This is a genomic window from Thioclava kandeliae, assembly GCF_040297545.1.
GTDB classification, from domain to species: Bacteria; Pseudomonadota; Alphaproteobacteria; order Rhodobacterales; family Rhodobacteraceae; genus Thioclava; species Thioclava kandeliae.
In genome coordinates this window covers 317,028-334,694 of sequence record NZ_JAYWLC010000003.1, presented here as the reverse complement: position 1 = coordinate 334,694, position 17,667 = coordinate 317,028, and the positions used below count along the sequence as shown (strand labels likewise).

At 63.0% G+C, this 17,667-nt stretch carries 17 protein-coding genes and 1 pseudogene; 9 read left to right on the top strand and 9 right to left on the bottom strand.

Annotated features, from left to right (window positions below):
* The 3 genes and pseudogenes from VSX56_RS06165 to VSX56_RS06155 form a co-directional block, all read right to left on the bottom strand.
* Positions 1-159: pseudogene (locus VSX56_RS06165) on the bottom strand (IS256 family transposase); the annotation flags it as partial.
* 694 nt (positions 160-853) lie between these two features.
* Positions 854-1,936, bottom strand: a complete 1,083-nt coding sequence (gene rutA, locus VSX56_RS06160) for a pyrimidine utilization protein A (protein ID WP_349295700.1) — start codon at positions 1,934-1,936, stop codon at positions 854-856.
* Positions 1,937-2,088: 152 nt separating this feature from the next.
* Positions 2,089-2,826: a GntR family transcriptional regulator gene (locus VSX56_RS06155; protein WP_339114965.1), complete on the bottom strand. Its 738-nt coding sequence runs from the start codon at positions 2,824-2,826 to the stop codon at positions 2,089-2,091.
* Positions 2,827-2,940: 114 nt separating this feature from the next.
* On the opposite strand from VSX56_RS06155, the gene VSX56_RS06150 reads away from it, so the two are divergent.
* The 7 genes from VSX56_RS06150 (at position 2,941) to VSX56_RS06120 (ending at position 9,107) form a co-directional block, all read left to right on the top strand.
* Positions 2,941-3,120 (top strand): hypothetical protein, encoded by a 180-nt coding sequence (locus tag VSX56_RS06150; RefSeq protein ID WP_339114966.1) that lies wholly within the window; start codon positions 2,941-2,943, stop codon positions 3,118-3,120.
* Positions 3,117-4,469 (top strand): amidase, encoded by a 1,353-nt coding sequence (locus VSX56_RS06145; RefSeq protein WP_350935629.1) that lies wholly within the window; start codon positions 3,117-3,119, stop codon positions 4,467-4,469. Before VSX56_RS06150 ends, VSX56_RS06145 begins: the two co-directional genes overlap by 4 nt.
* A 443-nt stretch (positions 4,470-4,912) precedes the next feature.
* On the top strand, positions 4,913-5,836 hold the full coding sequence (locus tag VSX56_RS06140) for a LysR substrate-binding domain-containing protein (protein WP_350935627.1): 924 nt from the start codon (positions 4,913-4,915) through the stop codon (positions 5,834-5,836).
* Positions 5,837-5,958: 122 nt separating this feature from the next.
* Entirely contained in the window at positions 5,959-7,248 is a 1,290-nt protein-coding gene (locus VSX56_RS06135; protein WP_350935625.1) for an amidase, read from the top strand.
* Positions 7,249-7,283: 35 nt separating this feature from the next.
* A complete protein-coding gene (locus tag VSX56_RS06130; RefSeq protein ID WP_350935623.1) occupies positions 7,284-7,817 on the top strand; it encodes a flavin reductase in 534 nt (177 codons plus the stop codon).
* Positions 7,814-8,389 carry a 3,4-dihydroxy-2-butanone-4-phosphate synthase gene (locus VSX56_RS06125; protein WP_350935621.1) on the top strand — a complete coding sequence of 192 codons (576 nt, stop codon included), beginning with the start codon at positions 7,814-7,816 and terminating at the stop codon, positions 8,387-8,389. Before VSX56_RS06130 ends, VSX56_RS06125 begins: the two co-directional genes overlap by 4 nt.
* A 61-nt stretch (positions 8,390-8,450) precedes the next feature.
* Positions 8,451-9,107, top strand: coding sequence for an aspartate/glutamate racemase family protein (locus VSX56_RS06120; protein ID WP_339114972.1), 657 nt, complete (start codon positions 8,451-8,453; stop codon positions 9,105-9,107).
* Here VSX56_RS06120 and VSX56_RS06115 read toward each other — a convergent pair.
* From VSX56_RS06115 to VSX56_RS06095, 5 genes are all read right to left on the bottom strand, one after another.
* Complete coding sequence (locus VSX56_RS06115) at positions 9,093-10,088, bottom strand: ABC transporter ATP-binding protein (protein WP_350935619.1); 996 nt, start codon at positions 10,086-10,088, stop codon at positions 9,093-9,095. The two genes, VSX56_RS06120 and VSX56_RS06115, sit on opposite strands and share 15 nt — an antisense overlap.
* Entirely contained in the window at positions 10,085-11,158 is a 1,074-nt protein-coding gene (locus VSX56_RS06110) for an ABC transporter ATP-binding protein (protein ID WP_350935617.1), read from the bottom strand. The genes VSX56_RS06115 and VSX56_RS06110 overlap by 4 nt, the downstream gene beginning before the upstream one ends.
* A complete protein-coding gene (locus VSX56_RS06105; RefSeq protein ID WP_339114975.1) occupies positions 11,145-12,032 on the bottom strand; it encodes an ABC transporter permease in 888 nt (295 codons plus the stop codon). The genes VSX56_RS06110 and VSX56_RS06105 overlap by 14 nt, the downstream gene beginning before the upstream one ends.
* Before the next feature lie 3 nt (positions 12,033-12,035).
* Positions 12,036-12,989: an ABC transporter permease gene (locus VSX56_RS06100; RefSeq protein WP_339114976.1), complete on the bottom strand. Its 954-nt coding sequence runs from the start codon at positions 12,987-12,989 to the stop codon at positions 12,036-12,038.
* Between the two features lie 78 nt (positions 12,990-13,067).
* Entirely contained in the window at positions 13,068-14,702 is a 1,635-nt protein-coding gene (locus VSX56_RS06095) for an ABC transporter substrate-binding protein (protein ID WP_350935614.1), read from the bottom strand.
* Positions 14,703-15,117: 415 nt separating this feature from the next.
* Here VSX56_RS06095 and VSX56_RS06090 point away from each other — a divergent pair, with 415 nt between their 5' ends.
* On the top strand, positions 15,118-15,363 hold the full coding sequence (locus tag VSX56_RS06090) for a hypothetical protein (RefSeq protein ID WP_339114977.1): 246 nt from the start codon (positions 15,118-15,120) through the stop codon (positions 15,361-15,363).
* Entirely contained in the window at positions 15,363-16,769 is a 1,407-nt protein-coding gene (locus tag VSX56_RS06085; protein WP_350935612.1) for an amidase, read from the top strand. Before VSX56_RS06090 ends, VSX56_RS06085 begins: the two co-directional genes overlap by 1 nt.
* Before the next feature lie 113 nt (positions 16,770-16,882).
* On the opposite strand, the gene VSX56_RS06080 is transcribed toward VSX56_RS06085, so the two are convergent.
* Entirely contained in the window at positions 16,883-17,659 is a 777-nt protein-coding gene (locus tag VSX56_RS06080; protein WP_350935609.1) for a sulfite exporter TauE/SafE family protein, read from the bottom strand.
* Positions 17,660-17,667 lie beyond the last annotated feature (8 nt).

Sequence of the window (17,667 nt, the reverse complement as noted above, 5' to 3'; positions counted from 1 at the left end):
CAGTCGTTCGGCACTCTTCTCGCCATAGTCCGCGCCGGTCTTGGCGCCAACCTCGAGCTCCATTAGTCGCTCGGCGGCAAAGCCAATCATCTCACGCAGTAAATCTGCATCGCCGCTCTGTTCGACAAGCGCGCGAAGGTCCATCATAGGTTTGGTCATCGGGTGTCATCCTTGGATCAGATTGAGTCTAGCAACCCGACCTTACTAAGAAACCCGATGGCCACCTGAGCTACACCACCCCGTGGGACACGATCGGAGCGAGGTTGGGGTCGCGGTCGTGATCCGTCTCACTTGAGTGGTCCGGTTTGAAAGTCAGTGCATGGCGGTCGTTGGTCTAAGGGCACGATGCTTTCCGGCGCTGGAGCACGGTATCGCGGAGAACTGCGCAAGTGGACCGTATTGCAATGCTGGCGTCAGCGTTCAGCTCGGGATCTGAACCTTCTTAAGCGCGACTAGCAGACCTTTCCATCGTGCAATTCCCTACATGATCTGGCGTTGACGCTCTCCACATATCCGTTCACTCAGGGCGATACAGGCCGATTTGGCGCGACCGCACCGTTCTGGTTCCGTAGCCTGATAGCGGCAGGATGGTTTATTACGCTCCTGCATCCGTCTGCTCGAGTTCCTTCCACCAGCGTTGTTTTTTAGATTACACGTCACCACGCTGATGCAGTCCCATAATGATATTTCGAAAAATCTATACAACGAAACCGAGCGCAAATATGAAAACGACCGCATAGAAATATATGCGGTCGTTTTGGTCCGGTCCGATTTCGGTCAATCGCCTGCGTGATGATTTCCCGCCATGGCGAATACGACAGCCCAATAGGGAAAATGTATTTACATCAGCGCTTTACTCAGCAGCTTCCAGAACGTCCTGTCGGCATTCCATCAACGGCTGGATCTTCTGGCCGAACATATCGAGCCCTTCGAGGAAATCATCGAAGGTCAGCATCAGCCCTTTCACACCCGGCACCGAGGCCGCCTCGTCGAGCATCCGCGCACAGCTTTCGTAAGAGCCTACGATCGTGCCCATATTGAAATTCACCGCGCCCTCGGGAAGGTTGATATGGGCTGCGGTGGAGTTCTCGCCGGCAAAGCTGTCCTTGGCCCCCTCGACGCCCATATAGGCCAGTGCTTCCATATCGGCGCCGTCATGATAGAGCTTCCATTTGGCCATGGCCTTCTCGTCGGTCTCGTCCGAAATCACCATCATCAGGATATAGGCTCCGACATCGCGGCCGGTCTTCTCGGCGGCTTCCAACAGGCGCTCGCAGGTGGGGGCAAAGGCTTTGGGCGTATTGATGCCAAGGCCGTTCACGAAGGAATAGTTGGTGTAGTTCGACGAGAACTCCATCCCGCGCGGCGACTGGCCTGCGGCCACAATCTCTATCGGGGCCGAGGGGGCCGGCGACATCTTACAATCGTCCATGGTGAAATACTCGCCCTTGAAATCGGAGGAGCCGGTTTCCCACAGCTCTTTCAGGACCCTCACATATTCGGTCGCATAGTCATAGCGGTAGCCGAAATACTCGTTGCCCGGCCAGATCCCCATCTGGGTATATTCCGACGGCGCCCAGCCGGTCACGATATTGATCCCGAACCGGCCCGGCGCGATGGAATCGACGGTGCTGGCCATACGCGCCACGATCGCCGGCGGCAGGGTCAGGATGGCGGAGGAGGCGAAGAGCTTGATCTTCGTGGTCACGGCGGCAAGCCCCGCCATCAGCGTGAAGCTTTCCAGACCGTGATCCCAGAACTCGCTCTCGCCGCCGAACCCGCGCAGCTTGATCATCGACAGGGCAAAATCGAAGCCATAGCTTTCGGCCTTCTGCACGATCTGCTTGTTCAGCTCGAAGCTGGGCATGTATTGCGGCGAGGTCTTCGAGATGAGCCAGCCATTGTTGTTGATCGGGGTGAAGACGCCGATATCCATGGAAATTCTCCTGTTGGTATGACTTTGTCCGTACCTTGGCAGGAGGAGGCGCTCTTGACTAAAGCATAATTTTGAGGGGCTCGGTTCAAAAAACTCAGCCACCCGGATAACAGGCCTGCGATGGAGCGCAGGCCGGCCCCCATGCGCCCCGTTCAGGTCGAGGACAGCGTCGAGGAATAGGAGAATTTCTCGGCCGGATAATATTGCACCGCATATTCCAGAAGCCTGCGCCCCGAGCCGTAATAGCGCCGCGTCATCTTCACGCAATAGCTGCCCGCCGGATAACCCAGATGGGTGGCGATCTCCTCGCTCATAGGCACCGCGCGGATATCCTGCCGGATCTCTTTTACACGGTCGCCACCCGCAGCCTCGATCAGGGTGAAAAGCGCGATATTGAGGCTGTCATGACCGTCGAGGACCGGTTTGTGGCTGGGCGAGATATAGGCCTCGTTATAGCACAGGACCGTCTCCTCGCCCTGATTATATCTTTTGCCTGCAATATGATAGAACCTCTTCCCCGAACGCACCCCCATCTCGGTGGCTAAGGCTCCGCGCGCGGTGACCTCGGCGCGTTCGGAAATCTGCCAGATCGTTTCGCGCGCAAAGTCGAAGAGCTCGGCACGCGAGTTCGCAGAGAATCGTGCGCGCCAGTCGGAGGGCGGCTCCTCGACCCGGGTGCCCACGCCCTTGCGCGCCGATAGAAGCCCGCGCTGGCGTAGCTCGCCGATCGCCTGACGTACGGTCTGGCGCGACACCCCGAAACCTGCCGCCAGTTCGGTTTCTGTCGGCAGGAGCGAGCCCACCGGATAGGTGCCGGCGCTGATTTCGCCGTGCAGATGCCGTGCGAGCTGCTGATAGAGCGGTGCGGTTTCCTCGAATTTCAGCGCCATCTCTTCCCCTTGACCCCGATGCCAAAAATAATCTTCATAAGTACGGACAATCGGCAGGGTCAATAGACCTGCCATCCTCTTCTGTCGGACCAGTGTCATATAAGCGGAGCTTTCATGCCATCCCCAAATCTGCAATTGATCGGCCGCCCAGCCTCGCCAGAGGAGCAGGCGCTTCAGGATATCGAGCGCGAAAGGCTCCGGCAGGGGGTTATGGACCACCCGCTGATCCGCCAGCAGCCCGAGGGTGCTCAGACCGCTCTGGTCGCGGTGGATCCGCAAGGGGGGGCGCTATGACCGCGCAGACAATCGCGCAGCAGATGGGCGCACGGCTCGAGGCCGGTGATGCGGAAGCGGTTACCCGAGCCGCCCTGAAACTCGCGCAGACCGAAGACACAATCTTCGTGCGCACCGAGCCCGAGGCCGCCCTCGCGCAGGCGCGGACCTGTGATGTGCTCGCGGCAAGGGGGCAGGCCATGGGGCCGCTGCATGGTGTGACGCTGGCGCATAAGGATATGTTCGACCGTGCGGGGCAGGTGACAGGCTTTGGCGCCCATCCCGATGCGGCGCGTGCGGCGACAGGCACTTCGACCGTTCTGGCGCGGCTCGATGCGGCGGGCCAAGTCGATCTGGGACGGCTCACGATGTCGGAATTCGCCATGTCGCCCACGGGGCAGAACGCTCATTGGGGTGTGGCGCGCAACCCGCGTATTCCGGGGGCCGTGCCGGGCGGCTCGTCCTCGGGGTCGGGAGCGGCGATTGCCGCGGGCCTCGTGCGCGCGGCTTTGGGCTCCGATACGGGCGGCTCGATCCGTCTGCCTGCGGCTTGTTGCGGGGTGGTGGGCTTCAAACCCACCAAGGGCCGCGTGCCGGTGACCGGGGTGATGCCGCTCAGCTATACGCTCGATTGCGTGGGACCACTGGCCGCAAGTGTCGCCGAGGCGCGTCTTGTGCTGTCAATCATTTCGGGCGCCGACGGGATCGATCCGGTCTGCGCGGACCGGCCCGCGCCCCGCGCCTATGCCCGCAGCCCGCAAAAGCTGCGGATCGGGTTTGATGCCAGTGCCTATACGGCGGGGATCGCACCAGAGATGGCCGAGGGCTTGCGCCGGTTGAAAGCGCTCCTGCAGGATCTTGGGCATGGGGTCGTGGACCTCGATCTCTCACTCCTTGATACGCTGGGGGAGGCGTCCAATGTGATTGCGATGTCGGAGGCAGCCGCCGTCCATGCCGACCGTCTGGCCGTCGCCGCGGAGCGCTACGGCCCGCAAGTCCGCTCGCGGCTTCTGCAGGCCGAGGCGATGCCGGGCTATGCCTATGTGCGGGCGATGCAGATCCGGCTGAAGGCGCAGCAGCAGGTGAACCAAGAGGTATTCGGTAAGGTTGATCTGTTCATTCTGCCGACACTTATCGGCCTGCCGCCCATGGCCGATGCGGTCAATATCAGCGCCGATCCGAAAATGGCCTCGCTGATCGGGTCTATGGGAAAATACACCCGCCCGCTCAATCTTCTGGGGCTGCCCGCGCTCAGCCTGCCGGGCCATGAGGCCGAGGGCCTCCCTTATTCGGTGCAGATCGTAGGGCCTGCATGGTCCGAGGATCTGATCGCCGATCTTGGTCAGCAGGTAGAAACAGTGCGCGCATAATACAGAGTGTCTCTGATGGCCCCGCAGACCGTCTCTCGCGGGGCCATCGTATTTTGCTCCTGCCGATCTCTGGTCATGGACCCTTCCGTCCATCGATGCGAGAACTTCTATGCGGCGCGCGGGGGGCGGAGGCTAGGAAGAGTGTCGCCGTGAGTGTCGGGCTTGACCGGAAAAAGCGATGTAGCGGCGCTTTCAGGCCTCGGGTTCAAGAGTGCCGATATGACCCGATGCAACAGACCCCCGAAACATGCTGCGGCCGATGGAAACCGCGTGTAGGCAAAGCTGACTCTGCCCTGAATTGAGCCGCTACACCTGAAAAACTGCGTAATTACGCGGCCAACCATATTTTGTCGACAATATACGGTTGTTCTTATTGTGCGGACATATGCACAGATATTTGATGGGAAAAGATTTGAAACCGATGCTTATTAAAGGATCCGATCATGCGCAAAAGAGTTCCACTCAATGCGATCCGTGCCTTCGAAGCCGTTGCGCGTCATGCATCGGTGGCTAAGGCGGCCGAGGAACTTTGCGTAACTCCCACCGCGGTCAGTCACCAGATCAAGCTGCTGGAGGATTTCCTGCAGACCGAACTGTTCTTGCGCAGAAATAGCCGGATCTATCTCACGAGCGAGTCGAGCGCGACATTGTCCAAGATCTCGCAGGCGCTGGATCTGATCGACGATTCCGTGCGCACCCTCGGGGGAACGCAGGAAAACCTCCATGCGCGGTTGACAGTGGGGGCCTCGACCTCGTTTGCCTCCTTCTGGCTGATGCCACGGTTGCGCAAGTTCATTGAAAGTGTTCCCGAGATCGATTTGTGCCTGCATACCTTCATCAGCCGCAAGGAAGCCGAGACGCAGGACTCGGACCTGCGGATCTGCAACTGGCAGAGCCATCTCGACTGGAAGATCGAGCCGCTGATGGAAGAAGAGAACCTGCCTGTCTGCACGCCCGAATTGGCGCGCCGCCATGGCAATGATCCGGCAAAGCTTCTGGCCAATGCACCGCTGATCCATGTGGACCGCTCGCATCTGGGGTATGAGGGGAACTATCCCGACTGGTCGCGCTATCTCGAGGAATACGGCATCCAGCGACCCGATGTGATGAATGGCCCCCGCTTCAATCAGGCAGGCACCGCGATCGAGGCGGCCCGCGCGGGTGTGGGATTGTTGCTGGGCCGCTCGCTTCTGGTCGAGCAGTTCATCGATAATGGCGAGCTGGTCATGGCGGCGGAATGCTATCCCGAGCGCAGCCCCTATTATCTGCTCTCCTCGTGGAAGACCACGCAGAACGACGCCATGCGCCAGTTTCGCGACTGGATCGTCGAGGCGGTGTCCAGCAGCCGGATGGTGCATGCGCTCTGATCACCCAGCTCGAGGGAGAGGGACGTGTTGAAGAATATTTCAGGCCAGCGCTGACAAATGGTCGTTCCCGCATACCGTGCCCGACGTGGTTCACTGGCTCCACGCTTTGGAGGAAATGTCCCATGTCCCGAGACCCGTTGAGCCTGATGACCGTAACCGAAGATGTGGCAAGCGGATCGCGTCTGATCCGCGATATCGCCGAGGATTGTCTTGATCTGATCTCGCTGGGCGAGCCGCGGATCGGGGCATTCTCACATCTGTCACCCGCCGATATCCGGCGCGAGGCGGACCGGCTGGATGGCGCGCCCAAAGGTCCGTTGAGCGGCCTGACGGTCGCTGTGAAGGATGTGATTGCCACGAAGGATATGCCCACGGGCTTTGCCAATGCCCGCTACGAAGGAGTGCGGACGGGGTGGGATGCGCCTTGCGTCGATGTGCTCCGGCAGGCGGGCGCGCTGATTCTCGGCAAGACGGTCACCACCGAATTCGCCGCCACCGCCCGCGGCGGCAAGACCCGTAATCCGCGCGATCCCGCGCGTTCTCCGGGTGGCTCGTCCTCGGGGTCGGCCGCGGCGGTTGCGGCAGGGTTCTGTTCGGTGGCCATCGGCACACAGACCGGCGGCTCGACCATCCGGCCCGCCTCCTATTGCGGGGTCTGGGGCTGGAAGCCCTCGTGGCATGCCATCTCTCGCGAGGGGCTGAAGCAGTTCTCGGTCACGCTCGACACGGTCGGTTTCTACGCCCGCCATGCCGAGGATCTGGAGGCGCTGGCCGAGGTTTACCGCCTCGACCCCGCACCGCCCGTCTCCAGCCTCAGCGGACTACGGATCGGCCTGTGCAGGACACCCGTCTGGGACAGGGTCGACGCGCCCATGCGCGAGGCATTGGACGAGGCGGCCAAGCGGTTACGGCTGGAAGGGGCGGAGGTGATCTCCTTCGAGCTGCCGCGCAGTTTCGACACGCTCCCCGCGACCCATGGCAAGATTCTCGCGCGCGAGGGTAGCACGTCTTTCCTCAACGAGGCGATGGCGCAGGGCGAGGCGCTGCACGAGCAGTTCCGCACGATGGTCGCGACCCGTGGCGGGCTGACTGCCGCCGAGCTGCGCCGCGCCTATACCGAGGCCGATACCGCTCGCGCCGTCTTTGACGAGATCATGGACGGGTTCGATGCGGTCATCGCCCCCTCCGCCACCGGCGAGCCGCCCCTCGGGCAGGCGCATACCGGTGATGCCATCATGAATTCCTTCTGGACGCTCCTGCATGTGCCGGTCGTGTCGGTGCCCGGTCTGCAATCTCCCGCCGGCCTGCCACTTGGCGTCTCCTTCATCGGCCAGCGCTATACCGACCGCCGCCTGCTGAACATCGCCAGACTGGCGACCGAAGTGTTCCAGGCCGATCTCGCCTTTTCCTAAACCCCTCCCGAAGACATAAGACAGAAAGAACCGTAATGTCCGATTTGGCCGATAGTCCAGCCGCAACCGACCTGCCGATCATCGAGCTGGCCGACAAGCAATCCTTCCGTGACGGGATGTCCTGCCTTGTGGGGGCGGTCAATATCGTCACCACCGATGGTCCCGGAGGGCGCGCAGGCTTCACCGCGACCGCCGTCTGTTCGGTGACCGACGAGCCGCCGACGCTTCTGGTCTGCGTGAACCGCTCCAGCTCGGCCGCCCCCGCCTTCCTGCAAAACGACAGTATCTGCGTCAACACGGTCGGCCCGAAACATGCCGAGATCGCCATGCTCTTCGGCGGCAAGACCCCGATGCAGGAGCGCTTTGCCGATGTGGCATGGCGCAAGAGTGCCAGGACCGGCGCGCCGGTCCTCGACGAGACAGTCGCGACCTTTGATTGCAAGGTCTCTGCGCGACAGGTGGTGGGCACCCATGAGGTGATCTTCTGTCAGGTCGTCGAGGCGCGCTCGGATGCAACCTCTCCCGCTTCCGCCTATTTCGGGCGCAAATTCCACGAGTTGACCGCATGATTATCACCGCACCTCCCGCCCCTGCAGGGCTCGCTGCCACTCGTGCATTGGCCGCCTCGCGCCCCGTGATCGTCACCGGCTGTCAGGGCGGGGCCTTCGTGCTGATTGCCGCGCATGACGCCGATGCAAACTGGATCAACATCATGGCCCGCGATGCGCGTGGCCTTGTGGGTATGGTGATGCCGCTCGAGCATGCGCAGGGTCTGGGGCTGGAGCTGCAGCCCCAACGCGGGGGCCGCAACGCGCCGCTCTATACCCAGTCGATCGAGGCGACTATCGGGATCTCCACGGGCATCTCGGCCAAGGACCGTGCCTGCACGATTGCGGCGGCCACAACCGGCGCGCCCGATGCGGTGGTCAGCCCGGGCCATGTCTTCCCGCAGGTGCCCAATGGCTGCGCGGACGGGCAGGCCGATATCGCGCTCCGTCTTCTGGGTGATGCGGGGCTCGCGCCCTTGGGCGTGATCTGCACGATCCTCGATAGTAAGGGGCGCGATGCTGGGCCCGAGACCGTAGCCGCGCTGGCTACGGATCTCGACGCCGAGATTATTGCTGCAAGCGACCTCATGTGATCTGGCATGCGGGGTTTCGGGCAGCTAGGCTGCTGGCCGAAACCCCTGCCGGAGCGCCCTCATGGACAAGCCGCTTGTTGTGATGATCAACCCCAACAGCTCGACTGTCACAACGGCCCGGATGGTTCATATCGGGCAGGGGATGCTCGGGGATCGGGCGATTGCCCTCGAGGGACGCACGGCCAGCACCGGCCCCGCGATGCTGACCACGCCGGAGACCCTCACCGCCTGCGAGGCACAGGTTCTGGCGATGGCCGAGGCGTTGCCGCCCCGTGCGGGGATCATCGTCTCGGCCTTTGGTGATCCGGCAATGGACAGGCTCCGCGCGCAGCATGACGGCCCCGTTACGGGGATCGGCGAGGCGAGTTTTCTGGAGGCGGGGCGTGACGGACGGCGTTTCGGGATTGCCACCACAACGCCCGCGCTCGATGCGGCCATCCGTGCGCGGGTTGCCGCATCGGGAAGGGCCGCGCAGCTGAGCGGGATCAGCTATACCGGAGGCGATCCCTTTGTTCTGACCGCCGATCCGCAGGCGCTTTTTGAGGCCCTCAAACGCGCGGCCGAGGCGGAGGCGGCAAAGGGCGCGGAGGCGGTCATCATAGGCGGCGGACCCTTGGCGCAGGTGGCGCAGCGGCTGGAGGCCGAGACGGGGCTGCCGATCATTGCCCCGATCCCCGCTGCCATCCGCCACATGGTCCGCCTGCTAGCAGGCGGCTAGACCGCCGTCTGCCAGCACACAGGCCACGCGTCTGCGGGGGCCGAGCTCCACGACCGGCGGACGCGCGGCATGGCATTCGGCGCGCGCACGCGGACAGCGCGGCGCGAAGGAGCAGGCTGAGGGCCGCGCCTCGAGTGCGGGCGGTGCCCCCGGAATGGCATGGAGGCGCGTGCCCTTTTCCACATCATGCAGATTGGCCGCCAGCAGACCTTGGGTATAGGGATGGCGCGGGTTCTTGATGACCTCGAGCGTCGTGCCTTCCTCGACGATCTCGCCCGCATACATCACCGCGATCCGCTCGCTGACCTCGACCGCCACGCCGATATCGTGGGTCACGAAAATCACGCCCATATCGAAATCCCGCTGCAATTCGCGCAACAGCAGCAGGATCTGGATCTGCACCGTGGCATCGAGCGCCGTGGTGGGCTCGTCGGCCAGAAGCAGTTTGGGGCGGCAGGCCAGTGCCAGCGCGATCATCACCCGCTGGCGCATCCCCCCTGACAGCTCATGAGGGTAGTTCGACATCCGCCGCTCGGGCGAGGGGATGCGCACGCGCTTGAGCATATCGAGCGCGATCTCGCGCGCCTCGGGTTTGGACACTTTCTTGTGGCGGCGCACGGCCTCGGCGATCTGCGCGCCCACTGTGTAAACGGGGTCCAGCGCCAGGCCGGGGTCCTGGAAGATCATCGACACATCCTGCCCGCGGAAGGCTTGTAGCGCACGGCCCTTTAGCGCGCCCACATCCTGCCCGTTGACCGAGATCCCGCCCTCGATCTGGGTCCGCTTGGGCGGCAGAAGCTGCAAGAGCGTGCGCAGCGTCACCGATTTTCCCGATCCGGATTCCCCTAAAAGCGCCAGCGTCTCCCCCTGTTCGAGCCGTAAGCTGAGATCGGTGATCGCATGGATGGTCCTGTCGGTCCTGAAGCGCACATTCAGCGCCTCGATATCCACAAGCGCGGTCTTGTCCGCAAGATCCTTCATTCCGCAGCCTCCCATGTGCCGGCTTTCGAATGGCCCGAATGCACATCCAGCAGATGGCAGGCGGCCAGATGGTCGGGCGCGTCTTTCATCGGTGCCAGCGCGGGCACCTTTTTCGCGCAGATCGTCTCGGCAAAGGCGCAGCGCGTATGGAAGCGGCAGCCCGAGGGCGGGTTGATCGGATTGGGCGGATCGCCCGCAAGGGGCGGGGCCTCGGTGCGGTTTTCGGGATCCATCGAGGGCATCGCGGAAAACAGCGAGCGCGTATAGGGATGGGCCTGATTGGTATAGAGCCGGTCCACCGGCGCCACCTCGACCACCTCGCCCAGATACATCACCAGGACGCGGTCCGAGATATAGCGCACCACATTGAGGTCATGGCTGATGAAAATATAGGTCAGGCCCAGATCGCGCCGCAGATCCGAAAGGAGGTTGAGCACCTGCGCCTCGACCGATTTGTCGAGCGCCGAGACCGCCTCGTCGAGGATCACCAGACGCGGGGCCATCGCCAAGGCCCGCGCGATATTCACCCGCTGGCGCTGCCCGCCCGACAGTTCATGCGGATAGCGACCGGCAAAGCGCGCAGGGTCGAGCCCCACACGGTGCATCATCTCCTGCGCCTTGGACATCGGGTCCTTGATCCCCGCCTGACGCGCACCGAAAGCCACGCTATCGGCAATCGTCATGCGCGGATTGAGCGAGGCATAGCTGTCCTGGAACACCATCTGCACCCCGCGCCGCAGATCGCGCAGCGATAGCCCTTCGCCAAGGCCATCGCCATCGAAGATGATCTCGCCCGCGTCCTTGGGCGTGAGGCCGATCAGGAGACGCGCAGTGGTGGATTTGCCGCAACCGGATTCGCCCACGATGCCCAGCGTCTCGCCCTTGCGGACCTCGAAGGAGACGCCATCGACGGCTTGCACATGGGCTTGGGTCCGGCCGAGCACGCCGCCCTTGATCGGGAAATGCTTGCGCAGGTCCTTCACCGTCATCAGCGCCTGTTGCGGACCGCCACGGTCGGGTAGGGCATGCGGGTCGGTGCCCGTGTTTTCTACGAAATCAATCACGGACATTCATCGCACTCCTTAGCCCGTCGCTCAGCAGGTTCAGGCAGAGCGAGGTCACAAAGATCATGACGCCGGGCAGGGCCGAGAGCCACGGGTTGATATAGATGGCCGAGCGGAGCGTGTTCAGCATCAGCCCCCATTCGGCCTGCGGCGGCTTTACCCCGATCCCGAGGAACGACAGCCCCGCCGCGAGGATCATGCAGACGCTGGTCAGCGAGGTTGCGTAGACGAAGATTGGCGAGAGCACATTGCCCAGCACATGCACGCGGATCACGGTGAGCGCGCTGGCGCCCGTGGCGCGGGCCGCATCGATATAGTCGAGCGAGCGCACACCGGAGGTCACCGCTTCGGCCACACGGGTGATCGGCGGGATGAAAACGATGGTGAGCGAGACGAGGCTGTTTGTCACGCCCGCGCCCAGCGAGCCCGAGATGGCGATGGCCAAGAGCACCGAGGGGAAGGCAAAGAACACATCGACCACCCGCATGATGGCGGTGTTCACGCGCCCGCCCGCATAGCCTGCGGTCACCCCCAGAGCGCCGCCTATGAAGAAGGCCAGCACCACCGGCACCAGCCCCATGAACAGCGAGAGCCGTCCGCCATAGATCAGGCGTGCCAGCATATCGCGGCCCTGTTCGTCGGTGCCAAGCAGATGGCCCTCGGTGCCGATGGGTTTGAGGCGTGCGATCATCGAACCTTTATACGGATCCTGCAGCCCCAGCCATGGCGCAAGCACTGCCGCGAGGATCAGCGCCAGAATGACGGCGAGGCAGACGACGGATACGGGATCACGGCGCAGGCGGCGCAGCACGCCCGCCCAGTAGCCATTGCCCTTGGTGGAGACGGGGGCGATATCGGAGGCGCTTTCGGCAAGGCTCATGGATCAGCCCCTTTTGATACGCGGGTCGATCGCGGCCTGCGCCACATCCACCACAAGGTTTGAAATCACGAAGAACATCGCCAGTACAAGGATGGTGCCCTGCAACAGCGGCAGATCCTGCTGGAAGATCGCGTTTGACAGAAGGAACCCCGAGCCCGGCCAGTTGAAGACAGTCTCGATCAGGATCGAGCCGCCCAAGAGCTGCGCGATCTGCAGGCCCATCACCGAGAGCGCGGTGGCGGCGGCATTGCGCGCCACATGGCACAGCACATCGCCACGGCTCATCCCCTTGGCATAGAGCGCCTGCACGAATTCCATCGACAGGATGTCACCGGCGAGCGCGCGGATGGTGCGTGCGATGATCCCGATCGGCACCACCGAGAGCGTGATGGCGGGCAGGATAAGATAGCGGATATGCTCGAAATCCCACGCCCAGTGCTGCGAGCCCCCGGGGCCTGCGCCAATTGCCGGCAGCCAGCCCAGCGTGACCGAGAAGATGATCACCAGCACGATCCCCAGCCAGTAATTGGGCACCGAGACACCGGCAATCGCGACCCCCGTCACCAGCCGGTCCACCCAAGTGTCGCGGAAATAACCCGCCGTGAAGCCCAGAATTGTGCCGATGGGAAAGGCGATGATCGCCGCCGCAACCGCCAGCAGGAGCGAGTTCTTCACCGCGCCGAAGACCTCGGAGGCCACGGGACGTCCGGAGGCGATGGAATTGCCCATATCACCATGCACCAGCTTCGCCGCCCAGATCGCATATTGCACCGGAAGCGGCTTATCGAGCCCATAGGCAGCGCGCATCGCGGCCTGTTCCTCGGCTGTGGCCTCTGCCGGCATGATCGAGGTCAGCGGGTCACCCGGCGCGATCTGCACCAGAAGGAAACAGATCACCGACACACCGAAGGCCACGGGGATCACAAGCAAAAGCCTGCGGAGGATATAGCTGAACATGGCTGGGGTCTTTCATTAGGAAAGCCTTGGCACAACACGCAAAGGCTGGGCTGCGCCCCCGCAGGGGCGCAGCATCGGTCAGGCCGATTTCATGGTGATGCTGGAGAAGTTCTGGAACCAGTTCTGCGCCTGCACGAAGCCCGTCACGGTGGGTTTCATCGCGCGGGGGGCCACATCATGGGCCACCATCAGGAACAGCGCCTCGTTGACGAATTTCTCATGCGTCTTGCGCAGCACATCATCCTGCGCGGCACTGTCGAAGGTGGTGCGGATCTCGGAGAAGAGCGCATCCATCTCGGGGTCGCTGTAATGGCCCCAATTGGTGCCGTTGGGCGCGATCAGTGCCGAGGACAGGTGACGGATCAGACCGGTGAAGGGGTCTTGGGTGAAATAGCTGAAATTGATCGACTGCGCTCCCTGACAGCCCGGATCGGCAGCACCCGCCCGCCACAGGTTGATCATCTGGTTCCACTCGACCACGACAAACTCGACATCGATCCCCACATCCGCGAGGTTCTGCTGCATATATTCGTTCATCGGCAAGGGCAGCATCTGGCCCGAGCCCGAGGGCGAGATCAGCGCCTTCAGCTTCACGCGGTTGGTGTCATCGAAGCCCGCCTCTTTCAGGAGCGCCTTGGCCGCCTCGGGGTCGTATTTCACCTCGAAGGTCGGGTTGCCGAACCATTGCGAGGAGGGCGGCAGGAAGCCCTTGGCCTCGATCATCAGCCCGCCCAGAAGCTGCTTTAGCCCTGCGCGGTCGATGGCGAGGTTGGCGGCCTTGCGCACACGGATATCGTTCCACGGGCTGTTCTCGAGGCGCGAGAGGTGCCATGTCCAGTTATGCGGGTAGGCGTTCGAGGAAATGGTGAAACCATTGGCCTGCATCGCGGGGATCGTGTCGGGCGAGGGCGCCTCGATCCAGTCGACCTGCCCCGACATCAGCGCCGCCGAGCGGGCATTCGGCTCGGGCAGCGGGATCAGGATCAGCTTATCGAGCTGGGCCATGCGGGTATTGTCCCAGTAATCGGGGTTCGGCACCAGCTCGGCGCGTTCGCGGGGCGCGAAACTTGCCAGCTTCCACGGGCCCGTGCCCGAGGGCTGATAGGCGACCTTTTCCCAGTCCTTGCCCTGCGCTTCCCAGTTTGCGGGCGACGAATAGACGATCCATGCCAGCTGGTAGGGCAGGGTCGCGTCGGGTTCCTTGGTGGTGATCTCCACCGTCATCGGGTCGATGACCTTATAGCTCGCAACAGCCGGAATCCGCGATTTGCCCTGTGCCGATTGGCGCGGATCATATTGCGCGCACTCGCTATCCAGAAGCTTGTCGAGGTTCCACACGACCGCATCGGCGTTGAACTCGGACCCGTCATGAAATTTCACGCCCTCGCGCAGCTTGAAGGTCCATTTGGTCTTGTCGGTATCGTCGGTCGTCCATTCGGTCGCCAGACCCGGGATCAGGCCCGAGGGCTTGTCGGCCGAGGTCAGGTCCCAGTTGATCAGTGCATCATAGACCGTATAGCCCATGAAGCGCATGCCTTCGCCGCCCTGATCGGTCTGGCCGGTGGTCAGCGGAATATCCGCCGCCGTCATCCCGATGCGCAGCGTCCCGCCACCGCCTGCCGTCTGGGCCATAACGGCTCCGGTCCAGGGCGCCACGGCAGAAAGCGCCAGCGCGGAACCGGCGAGTTTCAAAAGGGAACGACGTTTAAGCAAGGGAATCTTCCTCTCTGTTGACGGGCCGATAGTGCCCGATCGAAGCGTGGCTTCTTTGATTGTCGGATGCGCGCGGCGCGGACCGGATGGGGCGGGTCAATTGGGCTGACCTTCTGCAAGCACGCTAAGCGGGCTTGTGATCGGGCGGGAAGGGATGGAGCGGCCAAAACGCGGGATAGCCATCAGCTGCCTGTTGCTTACGCATGGATTTGATCAAACGATTAATTTTAAGTCATCATCATGCGGGAAAAGCGCGAATCCACTTTGCGCTCGACATCTGGCACCGCTACAATCAAGGTTCTTGCAAGGATGAGATTTTCTCATTTGTATCAGCAGGTTCACCACGAGAGGGTGGGGGCGCAGATGCGCTTTCCTGTCAGTCCCCCAGTCTGTCAGGCTCCCAGAAGGATAGACAATGCCCCAGACTGCCGCTCCCCCACCCGAAGATATGTCCCGAGATGAGGCTTTGCGGCGTGAGTATGAAACAGCCCTCGCGCTCCATAAGTTTGTCATCGAGCCCGAGCGGGACGCCGTGATGTTCGAAAGCTTCAAAGCCTATCGCGCGCTGATGGCCCGCCTCGATGCCGCCCTTCCGCAGCACCTCGAACCGGGCCCCGTCTGGACGCCTGCACCTGTGGTCGCATCCGTGGAGAAGGCCTGATGTCCAACACCACCCTGACGCGGCTTCCCGAGGCGATGCCCGATCTCACGCAGGCCTCGGCCGATCTGCAGGCGCGCCGGATCTCGGCGGTCGAGCTGCTGGAGCAGGCGCTTGGCCGGATCGGGGCGCTGGACTCCAAGCTGCATGCTTTCATCGCGTTGGCCGAGCCGCGCGCCCGGGCCGCAGCTCTCAATGCCGATCTGCGGATCGCGCGGGGCGAGGCGGGGCCGCTGACCGGCATCCCCTATGCGCTCAAGGATATCTACGATGTGGCGGGGATGCGCACGACCGCACATTCCAAACTGCGTCTCGATCATATGGCGGAAGAGAATAGTGATGCCGCCGACCGGCTTGATGCGGCAGGTATGGTGTTTCTGGGCAAGCTCTCGACCCATGAATTCGCCCGTGGCGGTCCGACCGATCTGCTGCCCTTCCCCAATGCGAAGAACGCGTGGAATACCGGGCATTTTGCGGGTGGCTCGTCCTCGGGCTCGGGGGTTGCGGTGGCCTCGGGCATGGTGGGCCTCGCGATGGGCACCGATACCGGCGGCTCGATCCGGCTGCCTGCGGCCTGCAACGGGATCGTGGGGCTGAAGCCCACCTATGGCCGCGTCTCGCGCCGCGGGATCGTGCCGCTGTCGTTCAGTATGGACCATGCCGGCCCGCTGACCCGCACCGTGGCCGATTGCGCGCTTGCAATGCAGGCGCTTGCGGGCCACGACGCAAATGATGCGGCCTCGAGCCGCCAGCCGGTGCCCGATTACAGCGCCGGTCTGTCGGGCGATCTGAAAGGGCTGACCATCGGTCGTGCCCGCGAATTCGACGCGCTGGCCGGTGTGGGACCGGAACAGATGGCGGCGCTTGACGCGGTGGAGGCCGTGCTCGAGGCACTTGGCGCGCGGATCATCGAGGTCAGCCTGCCCGAACGCGAGCTTCTGGATGCGATGACATGGGCGATCATTCAGGCCGAAGGCGTGTCGATCCATGGCAAGGATCTGCGCGAGCGTCCCGAGGAGTATGGCCGCACCACCCGCGAGCGGTTGATGATGGGCGCCTTTGCCACCGGCGGTCACTATGTCACCGCCCAGCGGCTGCGCCCGATCCTGAGCGCCGAGGTGACCAAGGTGCTCACCGGCGCGAATGCGATCCTGTGTTCGCCGATGGGCGGGCCTGCGCCTCTTGTCGCGGAGGTCGATGACCTGCCGTGGCGCAAACAGGCTCCGCTGACCAGTGCTTTCAACGGCACGGGCCATCCCGCGCTTGTGCTGCCTGCGGGCTTTGGTGCAAACGGATTGCCGCTTTCGGCCCAATTCGTGGGGCGGCCTTTCGACGAGGCGATGCTCCTGCGGATCGGCCATGCTTATGAGCAGATGGCAGGCTGGGTTGCAAAACGTCCCGCTTATTGAGGGGGCGGCGCGCACCGCTGCATCGTGATCCAGATACCGGCCACATCAAGACTGGACCCGGCAACGCCTGAGGGGCGGCTTCAGGACGGCAGTAAATTGTTTGCGCCTTTGGCTCAGAACGAGCTCCAGCTTTCGTAAAGCATATAGGTTGCCACCACGAAAATCAGGGACGCGAAGACCGATGTCAGCGCGCCCTTGCCCGATAACCGGCGCGCAAGGCCGGTGCCTGCCAGCCCCCCGATGACGCCGCCCGCGATGAAGGTGGCTGCGATCCCCCATGCAACAAGTCCGGATGCCGCGTAATTGAGCGCCGTGGTCAGACCGAAGGCGGTCACCGCCACGAGGCTCGTGCCGACCGCATTGATCACCGGCATCTGGGTTGCGGCCATCAGCCCCGGAACGATCAGAAAGCCGCCGCCGATCCCGAAAATGCCGGAAAACGCGCCAGTGCCCAGACCGTATCCCGCGACCTTGGCCACATTGTGTCGCCCGCATTGGGCACCGGCCAGGCCCTCGGCCTTGCGGTTTTTCAGCATCAACACACCCACCACGATCATCACCAGCGCGAAGAGAAAAAGAAGCTGGTGGCCGTTGACGGATTTGCCGAAACTCGATCCGCCGAACGCGCCCAGAATCCCCGCGCCTGCATAGATCATACCGCAGCGCCATTTGACGGTATGGGCACGGGCATGGAGAGCCAGATTGGCTGCGGAGCTCACCGCCACCGCCAATGCCGAGGTGCCGATCGCCACATGCGGGTTCGCGACGCCCGCCACATAGACCATCAATGGCACGGCAAGGATCGAGCCGCCGCCGCCTACAAGGCCCAGCACAAGTCCGACCAGCGCGCCCGACAGCCCTCCAAGCGCATAATGGAATAGGTCATACATGGGTAACT